15 protein-coding genes are annotated in these 15,234 nt (G+C 33.1%); 10 read left to right on the top strand and 5 right to left on the bottom strand.

What is annotated here, in order from left to right; translation table 11 throughout:
* Window positions 1-45 precede the first annotated feature (45 nt).
* The 8 genes from cdd (at window position 46) to Q0807_RS16590 (ending at window position 8,275) form a co-directional block, all read left to right on the top strand.
* Entirely contained in the window at window positions 46-543 is a 498-nt protein-coding gene (gene cdd, locus Q0807_RS16625) for a cytidine deaminase (protein ID WP_367180272.1), read from the top strand.
* A gap of 111 nt (window positions 544-654) precedes the next feature.
* Window positions 655-1,656 (top strand): pyruvate dehydrogenase (acetyl-transferring) E1 component subunit alpha, encoded by a 1,002-nt coding sequence (pdhA, locus tag Q0807_RS16620; RefSeq protein WP_299111886.1) that lies wholly within the window; start codon window positions 655-657, stop codon window positions 1,654-1,656.
* Window positions 1,657-1,659: 3 nt separating this feature from the next.
* The gene (locus Q0807_RS16615) at window positions 1,660-3,282 is read left to right on the top strand and encodes a pyruvate dehydrogenase complex dihydrolipoamide acetyltransferase (RefSeq protein ID WP_299111884.1); all 1,623 of its coding nucleotides are present in this window, start codon (window positions 1,660-1,662) and stop codon (window positions 3,280-3,282) included.
* Window positions 3,283-3,385: 103 nt separating this feature from the next.
* The gene (locus Q0807_RS16610; protein ID WP_299111882.1) at window positions 3,386-4,351 is read left to right on the top strand and encodes a M28 family peptidase; all 966 of its coding nucleotides are present in this window, start codon (window positions 3,386-3,388) and stop codon (window positions 4,349-4,351) included.
* Window positions 4,344-5,027: an SDR family oxidoreductase gene (locus tag Q0807_RS16605; RefSeq protein WP_299111880.1), complete on the top strand. Its 684-nt coding sequence runs from the start codon at window positions 4,344-4,346 to the stop codon at window positions 5,025-5,027. Before Q0807_RS16610 ends, Q0807_RS16605 begins: the two co-directional genes overlap by 8 nt.
* A gap of 58 nt (window positions 5,028-5,085) precedes the next feature.
* Complete coding sequence (locus Q0807_RS16600; protein WP_299111878.1) at window positions 5,086-5,682, top strand: SprT-like domain-containing protein; 597 nt, start codon at window positions 5,086-5,088, stop codon at window positions 5,680-5,682.
* 11 nt (window positions 5,683-5,693) lie between these two features.
* Complete coding sequence (locus tag Q0807_RS16595) at window positions 5,694-6,782, top strand: mannose-1-phosphate guanylyltransferase (RefSeq protein WP_299111876.1); 1,089 nt, start codon at window positions 5,694-5,696, stop codon at window positions 6,780-6,782.
* Window positions 6,783-6,787: 5 nt separating this feature from the next.
* The gene (locus Q0807_RS16590) at window positions 6,788-8,275 is read left to right on the top strand and encodes a DUF389 domain-containing protein (RefSeq protein ID WP_299111874.1); all 1,488 of its coding nucleotides are present in this window, start codon (window positions 6,788-6,790) and stop codon (window positions 8,273-8,275) included.
* Between the two features lies 1 nt (window position 8,276).
* On the opposite strand, the gene Q0807_RS16585 is transcribed toward Q0807_RS16590, so the two are convergent.
* Together Q0807_RS16585 and Q0807_RS16580 are read right to left on the bottom strand one after the other, a co-directional pair.
* A complete protein-coding gene (locus Q0807_RS16585) occupies window positions 8,277-9,044 on the bottom strand; it encodes an ABC transporter ATP-binding protein (RefSeq protein WP_299111872.1) in 768 nt (255 codons plus the stop codon).
* A 2-nt stretch (window positions 9,045-9,046) separates the two neighbouring features.
* Window positions 9,047-9,796 carry an ABC transporter permease gene (locus tag Q0807_RS16580; RefSeq protein ID WP_299111870.1) on the bottom strand — a complete coding sequence of 250 codons (750 nt, stop codon included), beginning with the start codon at window positions 9,794-9,796 and terminating at the stop codon, window positions 9,047-9,049.
* A gap of 190 nt (window positions 9,797-9,986) precedes the next feature.
* Between Q0807_RS16580 and pafA the strand changes: the two genes are divergently transcribed.
* Window positions 9,987-11,669 carry an alkaline phosphatase PafA gene (gene pafA, locus Q0807_RS16575; RefSeq protein ID WP_299111868.1) on the top strand — a complete coding sequence of 561 codons (1,683 nt, stop codon included), beginning with the start codon at window positions 9,987-9,989 and terminating at the stop codon, window positions 11,667-11,669.
* A gap of 9 nt (window positions 11,670-11,678) precedes the next feature.
* Window positions 11,679-12,485: a DNA/RNA non-specific endonuclease gene (locus Q0807_RS16570; protein ID WP_299111866.1), complete on the top strand. Its 807-nt coding sequence runs from the start codon at window positions 11,679-11,681 to the stop codon at window positions 12,483-12,485.
* Between the two features lie 215 nt (window positions 12,486-12,700).
* Here Q0807_RS16570 and Q0807_RS16565 read toward each other — a convergent pair whose 3' ends face one another.
* Genes Q0807_RS16565 through Q0807_RS16555 form a run of 3 tightly spaced genes read right to left on the bottom strand, consistent with a single transcriptional unit; the run spans window position 12,701 to window position 15,183 of the window.
* A complete protein-coding gene (locus Q0807_RS16565) occupies window positions 12,701-13,546 on the bottom strand; it encodes a glycosyltransferase family A protein (RefSeq protein ID WP_299111864.1) in 846 nt (281 codons plus the stop codon).
* A gap of 23 nt (window positions 13,547-13,569) precedes the next feature.
* Window positions 13,570-14,091 (bottom strand): methyltransferase, encoded by a 522-nt coding sequence (locus tag Q0807_RS16560; protein WP_299111863.1) that lies wholly within the window; start codon window positions 14,089-14,091, stop codon window positions 13,570-13,572.
* Between the two features lie 33 nt (window positions 14,092-14,124).
* Entirely contained in the window at window positions 14,125-15,183 is a 1,059-nt protein-coding gene (locus tag Q0807_RS16555) for a 3-oxoacyl-ACP synthase III family protein (protein WP_299111862.1), read from the bottom strand.
* Window positions 15,184-15,234: the final 51 nt, after the last annotated feature.

The following is a 15,234-nucleotide window of genomic DNA, read 5'->3' as shown; positions in this document are numbered from 1 at the left end:
ATAAAGAACTATTGTTTAACAAAGCAATAGTTTTTTTGTCTAGATATAAATGGTAAACTTATGAAGGAAGTAAAAATAGAAACTACATTAGGGATTTATGAAGATTTCAGTGAACTTCCTGAAGGGATTCAAACTTTAATGGATGCAGCAATAGAGGCAAGAGATAATGCTTATGCGCCTTATTCAAAGTTTAATGTTGGTGCTGCTATTTTACTAGATAATAATGAGGTTGTAATTGGTAGTAACCAAGAAAATGCTTGTTATCCTTCTGGCTTATGTGCAGAACGTACAGCTATATATTATGCAGGTGCTAAATACCCAAAAGCCAAGATTTTAAAAATGGCAATAACAGCATCGTCACAAAATCAAATTACAGATAAACCAATTCCGCCATGTGGTGCGTGTAGACAATCTATCGCAGAGTACGAGATAAAACAAGACGCAGCTATTGAAATTTACTTCATGGGAGCAAAAGGTAAGGTTGTAAAATCACACTCACTAGCAAACTTATTACCACTTCTTTTTGAAAGTTCAGTTTTATAGACTTTTCGTTGCATAAATTTCAGTAATTTCTTTATTTTTTACGATATACTGTTTCTTCATTATTTTCTAAAGTGTTATTTTTGTTATTCTATTTAAAGAACATATCAAGAAATGCAAAAAATAACTAAAGAGGTTTACCTAAAGTGGTACGAGGACATGATGTTCTGGCGAAAGTTTGAAGACAAACTTGCCGCAGTTTATATTCAACAAAAAGTTAGAGGATTCCTTCATTTATACAATGGACAAGAAGCCGTTTTAGCAGGTGCTTTACATGCTATGGATTTAACTAAGGATAAAATGATTACGGCTTACCGTAATCACGTTCAGCCAATTGGTATGGGAGTAGATCCTAAACGCGTTATGGCAGAATTGTTTGGTAAAGCTACAGGAACTTCTCAAGGTCTTGGTGGATCAATGCATATATTTTCTAAAGAACACCGTTTTTATGGTGGTCACGGAATTGTTGGTGGTCAAATTCCATTAGGAGCTGGTATTGCTTTTGGAGATAAATATCATGATGTAGATGGTGTTACTATCTGTTGTTTTGGTGATGGTGCTGCAAGACAAGGTTCTTTGCACGAAACTTTCAATTTAGCTATGCTTTGGAATTTGCCTGTAGTATTTGTTTGTGAAAACAACGGTTATGCTATGGGAACTTCAGTTGCACGTACGGCAAACCATACTGATGTTTGGAAATTAGGTTTAGGTTACGAAATGCCTTGTGGACCAGTAGATGGGATGAATCCTATTAAAGTTGCTGAAGCTTTTGATGAAGCAATTACAAGAGCAAGAACAGGTGGAGGGCCAACTTTCTTAGAGGTTAAAACGTATCGTTATAGAGGTCACTCAATGTCTGATGCACAACATTATAGAACAAAAGACGAAGTAGAGGAGTACAAGAAAATTGACCCAATTACTCAAGTTAAAGATATTATTCTTGAAAAGAAATATGCAACTGAAGACGACCTAAAAGCAATTGATAAGGATGTTAAGAAACGTGTTGCTGAATGTGAGAAATTCGCTGATGAATCTCCATATCCAGACAAAAACGTTATGTATGATGTTGTTTACGAACAAGAAGATTACCCATTTATAGACCACAAAATTAAGTAAGCTATGGCAGAAGTAATAAATATGCCGCGTTTGAGCGACACAATGGAAGAAGGAACTGTTGCTTCTTGGTTAAAAAAGGTTGGCGACAAAGTAGAAGAAGGTGATATTTTAGCAGAAATTGAAACTGATAAAGCGACAATGGAGTTTGAATCTTTTAACGAAGGAACTTTATTACATATTGGTATTCAAGAAGGTGAATCTGCAAAAGTAGATACACTTTTAGCTATTATTGGTGAAGAAGGCGAAGATATTTCTGGTTATTTAAATGGAAATGCTGAGGTTGAAAAGTCAGACGCTATTCCTGAAGCTAAAGATGAATCTAATGATATTTCTGATGTAGATTTCGATTCTAAACAAGAATTACCAGAAGGTGTTATAGTTGTTACTATGCCGCGTTTAAGTGATACTATGGAGGAAGGAACTGTTGCGACTTGGTTAAAACAAGTTGGTGATGAGGTTGAAGAAGGTGATATTTTAGCAGAAATTGAAACGGATAAAGCTACTATGGAATTTGAATCATTCCAATCAGGTACTTTATTATACGTAGGTTTAAATGAAGGTGACTCTGCAAAAGTAGATTCATTATTAGCCATAATTGGCCCAAAAGGAACAGATGTTTCTAGTGTTGCTAAAGGCTTTAAAGTATCTGGAGGTGAAGCTAAAGCAGAAGCGCCAAAAGTAGAAGCCAAAAAAGAGGCTCCAAAAGCTGAACCTAAAAAAGTAGAAACTAAGAAAGAAGCACCAAAAGCTTCTACTCCTACAACAACTTCGGGTCGTGTATTCGCATCTCCATTAGCTAAGAAGATGGCTGATGAAAAAGGAATTAACTTATCTCAAGTTGCTGGTTCTGGAGAGAATGGTAGAATCGTAAAGCGCGATATTGAAAACTTTACGCCTTCAGCACAGTCTGCTTCAGTTGGTAAATTTGTTCCAACAGGACAAGAAGATTTTGATGAAGTGCCAAATTCTAACATGCGTAAAGCAATTGCTAAGAACTTAGCTAAATCTAAATTTACGGCACCACATTATTATTTAAATGTGGAGTTTGATATGGAGAACGCTATCGCTTTTAGAAAGCAATATAATTCTGTGCCAGACACAAAAATATCTTATAACGATATTGTTGTTAAAGCTTGTGCTTTGGCATTAAAACAACATCCGCAAGTTAACTCTCAGTGGTTTGATGATAGAATGCAATTAAACAACCATGTCCATATTGGTGTTGCAGTTGCTGTACCAGATGGTTTATTAGTGCCAGTTGTTAAGTTTGCCAATGAGCAAAGTTTAACTCAAATTGGAGCTGCTGTTAAAGAATTAGCAGGTAAAGCTAGAAATAAAAAGTTAGGACTAGACGAAATGGAAGGTAGTACTTTTACAATTTCTAACTTAGGAATGTTTGGTATTGATAGTTTTACTTCAATTATCAATCAACCTAATTCAGCTATTCTATCTGTTGGTAACATTGTAGAAAAACCAGTGGTTAAAGAAGGACAGATTGTTGTAGGTAACACTATGCAATTATGTTTAGCTTGTGATCATAGAACAGTAGATGGTGCAACAGGAGCACAATTCCTTCAAACATTAAAAGGATATATTGAAAACCCTATTACTATGTTAGTATCATAAATTATCATTCTGAACGTGTTTCAGAATCTAAATAATATAATCCTGATTTGATAAATTTCGAATCAGGATTTTTTTATCTTTAAACTCAAAATTATCATCTTCAATGAAACAATTACTTTCTTTATTTTTAATTGCATTAGTTTGCTCATGTTCTTGTCATAAAAATTCAATAAATTCTGAGTCTGTTGTTGTTAAACCTAAAATTACTAAAGAAGCTATTAAAGCTAGTATGGACTATTTAGCTTCAGATGAATTACAAGGACGAGCAACCGGAAGCGAAGGCATTGAAAAAGCAGCCGTTTTCATAGAAAATTATTTAAAGACTAATAAGATTAAACCTTATTTTGAAACGTATCGCGATTCATTTAAAGTAAATGATTTAGATGGATATAATATTGTAGGTATGGTTGAAGGCAATGATCCAATACTTAAGAACGAATTTATAATTCTTGGTGGTCATTACGATCATATTGGACTAGGTAAAGTTGTAGAAGGCGATTCAATTGCAAATGGTGCAAATGATGATGCGTCTGGCACAATAGCAGCTATGGAGTTTGGTAAATATTTTGCCCAAACTAAAACGAATAAGCGCAGTATTTTAATTACACTATATGATGCTGAAGAAGTCGGTTTAATAGGTTCTGCACATTTAGCTGCACGTTTAAAAGCGAAAGGTATTAATGCTTATACAATGATTAATTTTGAAATGATTGGTGTTGCAAGAGCAGAAGATCAATCAATGGCTTATATGAGTGGTTTTGAACGTTCTAATTTTGCTGAAACATTGAATAGTTATGCAGGAGAAGAGGTTATAGGTTTTTTCACTAAAGCAAAGGATTTTGGCTTGTTTATGAGGTCTGATAATTACCCTTTCTTTAAAGAACTTAATATTCCTGCGCATGCCATTTCAACTTTCGATTTTACTAATTTCGATTACTATCATCACGTGGATGATGAAGCAGATAAAATGGATTACGAACATATGGTAAGTTTTATAGAAAAAATGATTCCTGCGTTAGAAGGAATGATGAATGCACCAACTAAAGAAGTTATATTAAAAGATGAGTAAAAATATAATTATAACAGGAACAAGTAGAGGTATAGGATTTGAACTTGTTCATCTTTTTGCCAATCAAGGACATAATGTTTTAGCATTATCTCGAAATGCAAAACCAGTAAGTAATCTTCATTTTGATAATATATCATCTTTTGCTTTTGATTTATGTAATGAAGACGATTACCAAAAAGTAACTGATTTTATAAAAGAAGAATGGAAGCATGTTGATATTTTAATAAACAATGCAGGTGCTATAATCAACAAACCATTTGCTGAGACTACGTTTCAAGATTTTACTAAAGTGTACCAAACTAATGTTTTTGGTGTTTCAGAATTAACCAGAACTGTTTTGCCATTTCTTAAAAGCGATGGTCATGTTGTGACTATTAGTTCTATGGGAGGCATTCAAGGTAGTATGAAGTTTCCAGGATTATCAGCATACAGTTCTAGTAAAGGTGCAGTTATTACCTTAGTTGAATTGTTAGCAGAAGAATACAAAGAAACAGGGCCACAATTTAATGTTTTAGCATTAGGAGCTGTACAAACAGAAATGTTAGAAGAAGCATTTCCTGGTTATAAAGCACCAACGACGGCTAAAGAAATGGCAGAGTATATTCAAAATTTTGCCTTAACCGGAAATAAATATTATAATGGTAAAGTGTTACAGGTTTCTAATTCTACACCTTAAATTTCAAATTGAATTTTAAGACTCAAAAAATAGAAATATAACAACTATTTTTGCGGTAATGCAGGCACAGTATTTAGAATTTATTCCAGTTTCAGCAAAGCGATCGGTTTTAGAGCTTTTAGCTAATGATCATTTAACGGTAAAAGTTAAGCGTGAACGTAAAACACGTAATGGTGATTATAGAGCGTTACCCAACGGTAAACACCAGATTACTATAAACTCTAATTTAAATAGCTATCGGTTTTTAATTACGCTAATTCATGAGATTGCCCATTTTGAAGCTTATAATAAATATGGAAGAAGCATTAAGCCGCATGGAAAAGAGTGGAAGCATACGTTTCAGCATTTAATGTTACCATTTATAAGACCCGAAATTTTCCCGAATGAGTTATTGCCATTATTGGCTCGTCATTTTAAAAACCCAAAAGCGTCTAGCGATACAGATACACACCTCGCCTATGCCTTAAAGCAATTCGACGAAAGTAACGATAAGACGTATGTATTTGAATTACCTTTGAATCAGGCTTTTAAACTTTACAATGGTAGAGTATTTAAAAGAGGTAATAAACGAAGAAAACGTTACGAATGTGTTGAAGTTAGCTCAGGAAAATTATATTTGTTTAACCCAAATGCAGAAGTAGAAGTTTTAGATTAAAACATAAATTGATGAATAGCAAAAACAAAAATTATTACGCCATATTAATGGCAGGTGGAGTAGGATCGAGATTTTGGCCAGTAAGCACGCAAGATTTTCCTAAACAGTTTCATGATATGTTGGGAACAGGCGATACACTGATTCAGAAAACATTTAACCGTTTATCAAAATTGATTCCTGAAGAAAATATCTTCATACTAACTAATGAGCGTTATAATGATTTAGTTTTTGAACAATTACCAAATATTACAAAGCGTCAGGTGGTTTTAGAACCAGCAATGCGTAATACTGCACCTTGCATTTTGTATGCGTCATTAAAAATTCAGAAAGAAAACGAAGATGCTGTAATGATTGTAGCACCAAGTGATCATTGGATTGAAGATGAACAAGCTTTTTCTGATAATGTTAAAACAGCATTTGATTATTGCGAATCTAATTCTGCATTAATGACTTTAGGTATAACACCAACATTTCCAAATACAGGATATGGTTATATAGAATATGATAAATCAGCTACAACGGAGATAAAATCCGTCAATCAATTTAGAGAGAAGCCAGACTACGAAACGGCAAAATCTTTTATTGATCAAGGGAATTTTTTATGGAATGCAGGTATATTTATGTGGAGTGCAAAAACAGTAGTTGCTGCCTTTAAGAATAATCAGCCAAAGTTGTATGAATTATTTGAAAAAGGATACGGCGTTTACAACACAGAGTTTGAGGATGATTTTATAAAAGAAAATTATGAAAAGGCAGAAAACATATCTGTAGATTACGCGCTAATGGAAAAGAGCGAGAATGTCTATGTGATTCCTGCTACTTTTGACTGGAATGATCTAGGAACTTGGGGAAGTCTTTACGACAAGTTAGATAAGGACGATAACAATAACGCTATTGTTAATGCTAAAGCTTTAACAGAGGATTCTAGTGGTAATATGATTAGAACTAAAAGCAATAAAGTTGTCGTAGTAGATGGATTAAAAGATTATATCATTGTAGATAAAGACGAAGTTTTACTTATCTTTCCTAAAGCAAAAGAACAAGATATTAAAAAAGTACTTCAAAATGTGAAAGCTAATTTTGGAGAAGAATATGGTTAAAAACTATGAGTGACGAACATAAATTCAACTTTTCTGAAGAGGAAGAGCAACAACAGCAAGTTGATAAGGAGAAGGCTGTTGAAGAAAAAAAAGATGCAGTAAGACAAGATGCAAAAGGCTTGTTTGCTAGTGTAAAAACATTCTTGCAAGAGCTGCTCGATTTTAGAGATGACACAGATAGAGACGCAACAATCGATGCAATTAAAGCTGATATTCCCTTTAAAGGTGCTACAGCTTGGATTTTAATTTGTTCAATTTTTGTGGCTTCTGTGGGTTTAAATGCCAATTCAACAGCAGTTGTAATTGGTGCCATGTTAATTTCTCCATTAATGGGGCCGATTTTAGGTATTGGACTCTCAATCGCGATAAACGATATTGATACCTTAAGGAAATCATTAGTCAACTTAGCGACAATGATTGTGCTGAGTTTGTTAACAGCGTTTCTATTCTTTTGGTTGTTTCCATTGAGTGAAGACACTTCTGAGTTAATGGGTCGTGTTAAGCCTGATATTAGAGATGTACTTATTGCCTTTTTTGGTGGTCTGGCATTGATTATAGCACGTACTAAAAAAGGAACGATTGCGTCGGTTATATTTGGTGTAGCTATTGCCACAGCATTAATGCCACCTTTATGTACTGCAGGTTATGGATTAGCTAAAGGGAATTGGACTTACTTTGGTGGTGCCATGTATTTGTTTACAATAAATACCATATTTATAGCTTTAGCGACATTCTTGGTGTTAAAAATATTGCGCTTTCCAATGCTTAAATACGCGAATTCAGCAAAACGTAAGCGTATTTCTAGAATTGCAATGCTAGTTGCTATTGTTGTTATGATTCCGGCAATCTGGACGTTTTTAAATGTATTACAAGAGAGTAAATACCAAATAGATTTTAAGAGTTTTGTTGATAATGAGATAAAATCAAATCCAAATTTATGGTCTCAGCGTGAAGATTTAGATATAAGTACAAAGAAGTTAAGCCTATATTTTAATGGTGATGTAAGCGATGAGATGGTTTCAGCATTACAAAATGACAAGAACAAGTATGTTAATCTTAAAGAGTTTGAATTGGTTATTAATGCTAATAAAACAAGAAGTGCAGATCGCTTAATGGAATCTTTAGATAGAGCTTATGCTGATTTAGATAGAAAGGATAATGTCATTGATGGACTTCAAAAACAAATAAAAGAACTAGAAACCAACATTTCTAACCTTAACAAGGTGGTAGAATCTAAAAACACAAGTAAGAGTTCAGTGTCATTTAGTTCATTATCACGTGATGCTAAAATTAAATTCAGTGATCTTGAGTATTTTGGTTATGCAAAGATGTTAGAATCAAAAGATTTTATAAATATTGATACTGTTTCAGTAGCCAACGTAAGATGGAAGGTTGAATTAAATGATAGTGTTGTTTTATTTAAAGAGCGCGAATTACAAAAATGGCTTAAGAATGAACTAAAAGTAGATACTGTATTTATAAAGAGGAAATAAACTAAAGATTTTCCTCGAGATACATTTTTCTTACTTTTCTGAATAAATTAGAAGAATAAACGAAGTTGGTAACAGCTTCGTTTTCTGTTCTAAAAATGGTTTCACTAGAGCCTTCCCATTCTAATAAACCGTCCTTAAGGAATACAATTTTCTCACCTATTTCCATAACAGAGTTCATATCATGTGTATTAACGACTGTGGTGATATTAAATTCGTCTGTAATTTCCTGGATTAAATTATCTATTACAATTGCTGTCCTAGGGTCTAAACCAGAGTTGGGTTCGTCACAAAATAAAAATTTTGGTCTGTTAACAATTGCTCTGGCAATGGCAACACGTTTCTGCATACCACCAGAAGCTTCACTCGGCATTTTATTATGTGCATTTTCTAAGTTAACACGTTGTAAAACTTCATTAACTCTATCTTCCATTTCGCTTTTACTTTGTTTTGTAAACATGCGTAAAGGAAACATCACATTTTCTGCAATAGTCATTGAATCAAAAAGCGCGCTACCTTGAAAAACCATTCCCATTTCTGAGCGTAAGTTGGTTTTTTCGTTTCTAGATAATTCACTCCAGTTTTTACCTTCGTAAGAAATTGAACCTTTTTCGTATTCAAATAAACCGAGTAAGCATTTTAAGAATACAGTTTTACCAGAACCACTTTGTCCAATTATTAGATTGGTTTTTCCTTTTTCAAAAGAAGTGGTAATCCCTTTTAAAATATGTGCATCTCCAAACGACTTATGTAAATCTTTAACTTCTATCATAATTAGCCTAGTAATAAACTGGTGAGTAAAAAGTTGACCAAAATAATCATTACACTGGTCCAAACGAATGATGTTGTACTTGCTTTACCAACTTCTAATGCGCCACCTTTCATAAAGTATCCGTAGTACGAAGGGATTGTCGCTAATAAAAATGCAAAGACAAATGTTTTTATAAATGCGTATATAAAATGAAAAGGAATAAAATCTAACTGAACACCTTCTATATAGTCTTCCATGGTGCCATAACCACCATAAACGCAAGCCATAAGTCCACCTAAGATGCCTAAAAACATTGCGATAGAAATTACAAATGGGTATAGGGTTAAGGCTATAAATTTAGGAAACACTAAATAGTTAATAGCGTTTATTCCCATAACCTCCAATGCATCTATTTGCTCAGTAACTCGCATAGTTCCGATACTAGATGTTATAAAAGAACCTACTTTACCTGCCATAATAATTGATATAAAGGTTGGTGCAAATTCTAAAATTATAGATTGTCTTGTGGCAAAACCAACCAAGTATTTTGGCATTATTGGACTCGTCATATTTAGAGAGGTTTGTATCGCAACAACACCTCCAACAAAAAATGAAATAAAAGCGACAATGCCTATAGATCCAATAATAAGGTCATCAATATCTTTTAAGATTAATGGTTTCATCACTGACCATTTTGTGGGTCTGCGAAAAATATCCTTAATCATTATAAAATAAGTACCTATATTTTCAAGGTAAGTAATGGGATTTTTCATTAATGCTAAAGTATAAAAAATGATTAGGAAATGAGCATATTCAGAATTTTTTCACACATAAAAATGATTAATTGGGAACTCTATGTGACTAATAATAATTAGAACTATTATTACATGAAATTAACGTAAATTAAAAATTAAGATAACATAAAAATTGTATTTTTGATATACATTTTAAAGTCAAATACAAATGAAAAATATCTTCTCTTTAATTGCTGTTTTATTCTTGTTTTCCTCATGTGGTTCTCAAAATAATGTTGTTGATGTAAAAGCTGAAACAACTGTTGTTTCAACTTCAATATCAAAAACTGGTGAAAGGCCAAAACTTTTAGTTGGTATTGTTGTCGATCAAATGCGCTATGATTATTTAACACGTTTTGATGCTAAGTTTGGTGAGGGCGGTTTTAAAAGAATGATTGGTGAAGGTTTTAATTGTAAAAACAATCACTTTAATTATGTACCAACGTATACAGGTCCTGGTCATGCTTCTGTTTATACTGGGACAACGCCAAAATATCATGGAATTATTGGAAACAATTTTTATGATAAGGAAAATAAAGAAATGGTGTATTGTGCACAAGACGATAATGTAAAACCTGTAGGTACAGAGGACAAAGCTGGGTTAATGTCACCAAACAGAATGCAAACGACTACGTTTGGAGATGAGAATAGATTATTTACGCAAATGCGCGGAAAAACAATAGGCGTTTCATTAAAAGATAGAGGTGCAATTTTACCAGCAGGTCATACCGCAAATGCTGCTTATTGGTTTCACGGAAAAGATGAAGGGTCTTGGATTACAAGTACGTTTTATGTAAATACATTGCCACAATGGGTAACAGAATTTAATTCGTCTACAAGTGCTGAATCTTACTTAAAAGAATGGAATACTTTATATGATATTTCAACGTACACTGAAAGTGGTTCTGATGAAAATAATTTTGAAGGCGGTTTTAAGGGCAAAGAAAAAGCAACTTTTCCTTATGATTTAAAAGTGTTAAGTAAAGATAACAGAGGATTTGATATTTTAAAAGCAACACCTTACGGAAATAGTTTAACTACAGATTTTGCAATGGCTGCCATTAAAGGTGAAAATTTAGGTGCTGATAACATAACCGATGTTTTGGCAGTTAGTTTTTCTGCTACGGATTATGTGGGTCATAATTTTGGCGTTAATTCTAAGGAAATAGAAGATACGTACATTCGTTTAGATAAGGATTTAGAACGCCTTTTTAATTATTTGGATGCTACCGTAGGTAAAGGAGAATATACTGTGTTTTTAACAGCCGATCATGGAGCAGTAGATGTTCCTGCTTATTTGCAATCTGTTAATGTGCCAGCTGGTTATGTAGATAATAAAGATAGAAAGGAAAAATTTAATACTTTTTTAATTGAAACTTATGGCACTAAAGACATTGTAGAGAACATAAGTAACCATCAAATATTTTTAGATAGAGCAAAAGTAAAAACATTAGGTTTAAATCTTATCGATGTTCAGAATGCGATAGCAATGGAACAATTAACCTACAAGAATGTTTCTAAAGTGTATACAGCAAATGCAATGAGTAGTACAAGTTTTTCAACAGGAGTAGAGGAGTTGCTGCAAAATGGTTTTAACCAAAAACGTTCTGGTGACGTTATTTTAGTGAATGACACAGCATTTATTTCATATGGTAGAACAGGTTCTACACATGGAAGCGGTTTAAACTATGATACACATGTGCCATTATTATTCTTTGGTAAAGGCATTAAGCATGGTGAAACGTTTAACAAAACAATCATTCCAGATATTGCACCAACAATGTCTGCCTTGTTAGGTATTAGTTTTCCTAATGGAGCGACTGGTCAGCCTTTGGGATTTTTAATTGATTAATTTTGTGATTTGAAAAGAAAACCAATATTCACCATAATAGCTATCATCATAGCTATAGCTATTTACAGTTACGACTACTATCTTAATGAAGAACAAAAAGCAGAAGTTGTAAATGAAGGGCAAACGGTTAAAAGTGATACTAACGAATATTATTTGCCAACAAGTACAACCAATCAAATAGTTCATCATCAAAATTATTCCTTGTCTTATAGCGAGCCGCATGAACAAGCAGAATGGGTTGCTTATGAGTTAAAAGCATCGCATATAAGTTCTACAAATCACAAAAGACCTTATTTTGAAATTGACGAAGCTGTAAAAACAGGAGCTGCACATTGGAGAAATTATAAGAAATCTGGTTACGATAAAGGACATTTATGTCCTGCTGGTGACCGAAGGTTTACAAAAACCGCACACGATGAAACTTTTCTAACAAGTAATATTAGTCCACAAGAGCATAAGTTTAATGCGGGTGTTTGGAATAGGTTGGAGCAGAAAGTGAGGTATTGGGCAAAAAAGAATGACGGTATTTTTGTTGTGACAGGTGGCGTTTTATCTGGTAATATGAAAACTATTGGAACTGAAGATGTTTCTGTTCCTAATCAATTTTACAAAGTTATTTTAGATAATACTAATGGTAGAATTAAGGTTTTAGCATTTTTAATGGATCATGAGGATTCAAACTTACCGTTGTATAAATTTGTGGTATCAGTAGATGAGGTTGAAGCATTAACTGGTATTGATTTCTTTCCAGAATTAGAAGATAGACTTGAGGATAAAATTGAAGCTTCCAGTAGCTATAAAAGCTGGAGTTTTTAATAGCTTTTTTGTCATTTCGAACGAAGAGAGAAATCACATTACAAATTTAGGATGATGAGATTCCTCTTCGTTCCTCATTCGGAATGACATTCTTAGAGTATTTGTTTTAAGAGGATGAGATTCGTCGTTGTTTTGCTCTGTAGGAATGACAACTGTTTCAAAAAAAAAATCGTTTTTTGATTAAAAATATGAACGTCCAATCATGGTTGTTTGTTTTAGAACTTGTTCTTTATTCCTTTCCAACGTAAATCTCTTATAAATTTCCCTTCAGCTTCAGATACTAAGAATTCTACGTTATTGGATTTAGCTTTAAAATACCCAGACATATAATCTCTAAACATCTGAATACTTCTTTTTTTGTAAGCTAATTTTAAAGCTGAAATTAGCGTTATCCAAAAACCATAGCGCATTTTGTACATCGCTTCACCTTGCAGGTATTTGGAGGCTTTGTTGTATGATTGTCCGGTTGGTTTGAGATGTTTTACATGAAGCGATTCATCGGTTAAAATTTCCCATCCGTTATATTTCGCAAGTAATTCATCAACGGTGTCCCAACCCATAGACGGTTTTAATTGTCCTATTTGCTTAAAGCATTCTTTTCTATACGTTTTTAGCGCACCTCTAATATGGTCTTTGTTGGTTAGGTTTTCTAGAATCCATGCGTTGTCTTTTTCGATATAGCAAAATCCTGAAGCCATACCTAATTTAGGATTAGACTCAAAATGATTCGAAATTTTTTCAAGATAATTAACTGGGAAAATAAGGTCAGCATCAAATTTGCACATAATATCATAGTCTTCATTTAGAGAAGCTAAGCCTTTATTAAATGCTTGAATAATTTTAGAACCAGGTAAATGTTTGTTTGAAGAGGTTGAATTTATAACTGAAATCCATTCATGTTTTGAAGCGTAATTTTCAGCTATGTTTTGCGTATTATCTGTAGAATTATCGTTGACAATTACAACGGCTTTCGGAAGCAAAGTTTGAAGTACCAACGACTCTAAAGTTTTACCAATATAATCTTCTTCGTTGTGTGCAGGAATAATGATGTAAAAATTCAAAATTGAAAGCTGTTTTTTCAAAGTTAAACACTTTCTGCATAAACAATATAGTATCTGGGTGTAAAACGTCTTAAAATTGGTCTTAAGCCGAGTTTATTTACAGGATTGGTCCATTTATATCTATCCTTAATAATCCAGCCTGTTTTCTCTAAAAGCCAATCGAGTTGCCAATCTTCAAATTCATGGTAATGTCTGTCTCGCATATCCGTTTTACTCCTATAAGCAGAAGCAAACCATAATTTTAAAGGCACACTAATAACTAATTTATCTGCTTTTATAGATTTTAAAACTTCGTAAGGTGATAAAAGATGTTCAAAGATTTCTAAAGCAGTAACTACATCAACTTTAGAATTTTCAATAGCAGAAGTATCTTCATCCAAATCTTCACCAGTAGTATTTTCTACAGAGTAACCTTCAGAAATCATAATTTCCGAAAAAGGATTTTTTACACCTAAATCTAATATAGATTCTGTGGTATTAATGTGTTTCTGTAAAAACTGAAGTGTGAGTTTAAATCGTTTATTTGGATATGTTTTTTCGTACATGTATCTATCGCAGTTTCAATTGTTGTTTTTAAATTAAACCTGATACATAATTGCATTAATATTCATTCCAGCACCAACGCTAGCAAACATAATAACGTCACCTTTGTTTATTTCTTGACCTTCTAATTGACCTTTTAATATCATGTCATATAAAGTCGGAACTGTTGCAACACTTGAGTTACCCAATAAATTAATAGACATTGGCATAATACCTTCTGGCATTTTCATTTTGTGCAATTTGTAAAATCTCGAAACAATAGCTTCATCCATCTTTTCATTTGCTTGGTGAATTAAAATCTTTTTAACGTCATTAATAGATTTTCCACTTTTATCTAAACATGCTTTTAATGCTTTTGGGACATTAGAAAGTGCGAATTCATAAATCTTACGACCATACATTTTTATGTAACGTCGTTGATCTGATATCTCTGGGTTATTTGTTTCTCCGAAAAAGATATAATGTGCTTCGTCTAAAGCATAAGTTGCAGATTCGTGGGCTAAAATGCCACCTTCTTCATTGTTCTCTTCTATAATTACTGCTCCAGCACCATCACTATAAATCATAGAGTCTCTGTCGTGTGGGTCAATAACTCTAGATAACGTTTCAGAGCCAATAACTAGACAGCGCTTTGCAATACCAGAGGCAATAAATGCTTTGGCTTGTATTACGCCTTCAATCCAGCCAGGACATCCAAAAAGTAAATCGTAACCAACACATTTTGGATTTTCAATTTTAAGTAAATGTTTTACACGAGAAGCAATACTCGGAACCGTATCACTTTGTTGCCTATTGTTTTTTAAGTCACCATAGTTGTGTGCAACGATAATATAATCTATAGATTCTTTATCAATTTTAGCATCTTCTATAGCTTTTTTAGCGGCAAAAGAAGCAATGTCAGAATTGACTAATTCTTTCTTAACATAGCGACGTTCTTGTATGCCTGTAATAGCTTTAAATTTTTCTACAATAACTTCGTTTGGATTGTTAATCGCTGATCCATCGGCATTTAAGAATTGATGATTATAGAAATCTTCGTTCTTTTCTATCTTGCTTGGGATATAACTTCCTGTTCCTGTAATCTTAATCGCCATTTTTATCTCATTTCAGTTCTACGAAGTTAATTAATATTAAAGTGATTTCTG

This window comes from uncultured Winogradskyella sp., assembly GCF_947495255.1.
Lineage (GTDB): Bacteria > Bacteroidota > Bacteroidia > Flavobacteriales > Flavobacteriaceae > Winogradskyella.
This window is presented reverse-complemented; position numbering and strand designations above follow the sequence as displayed.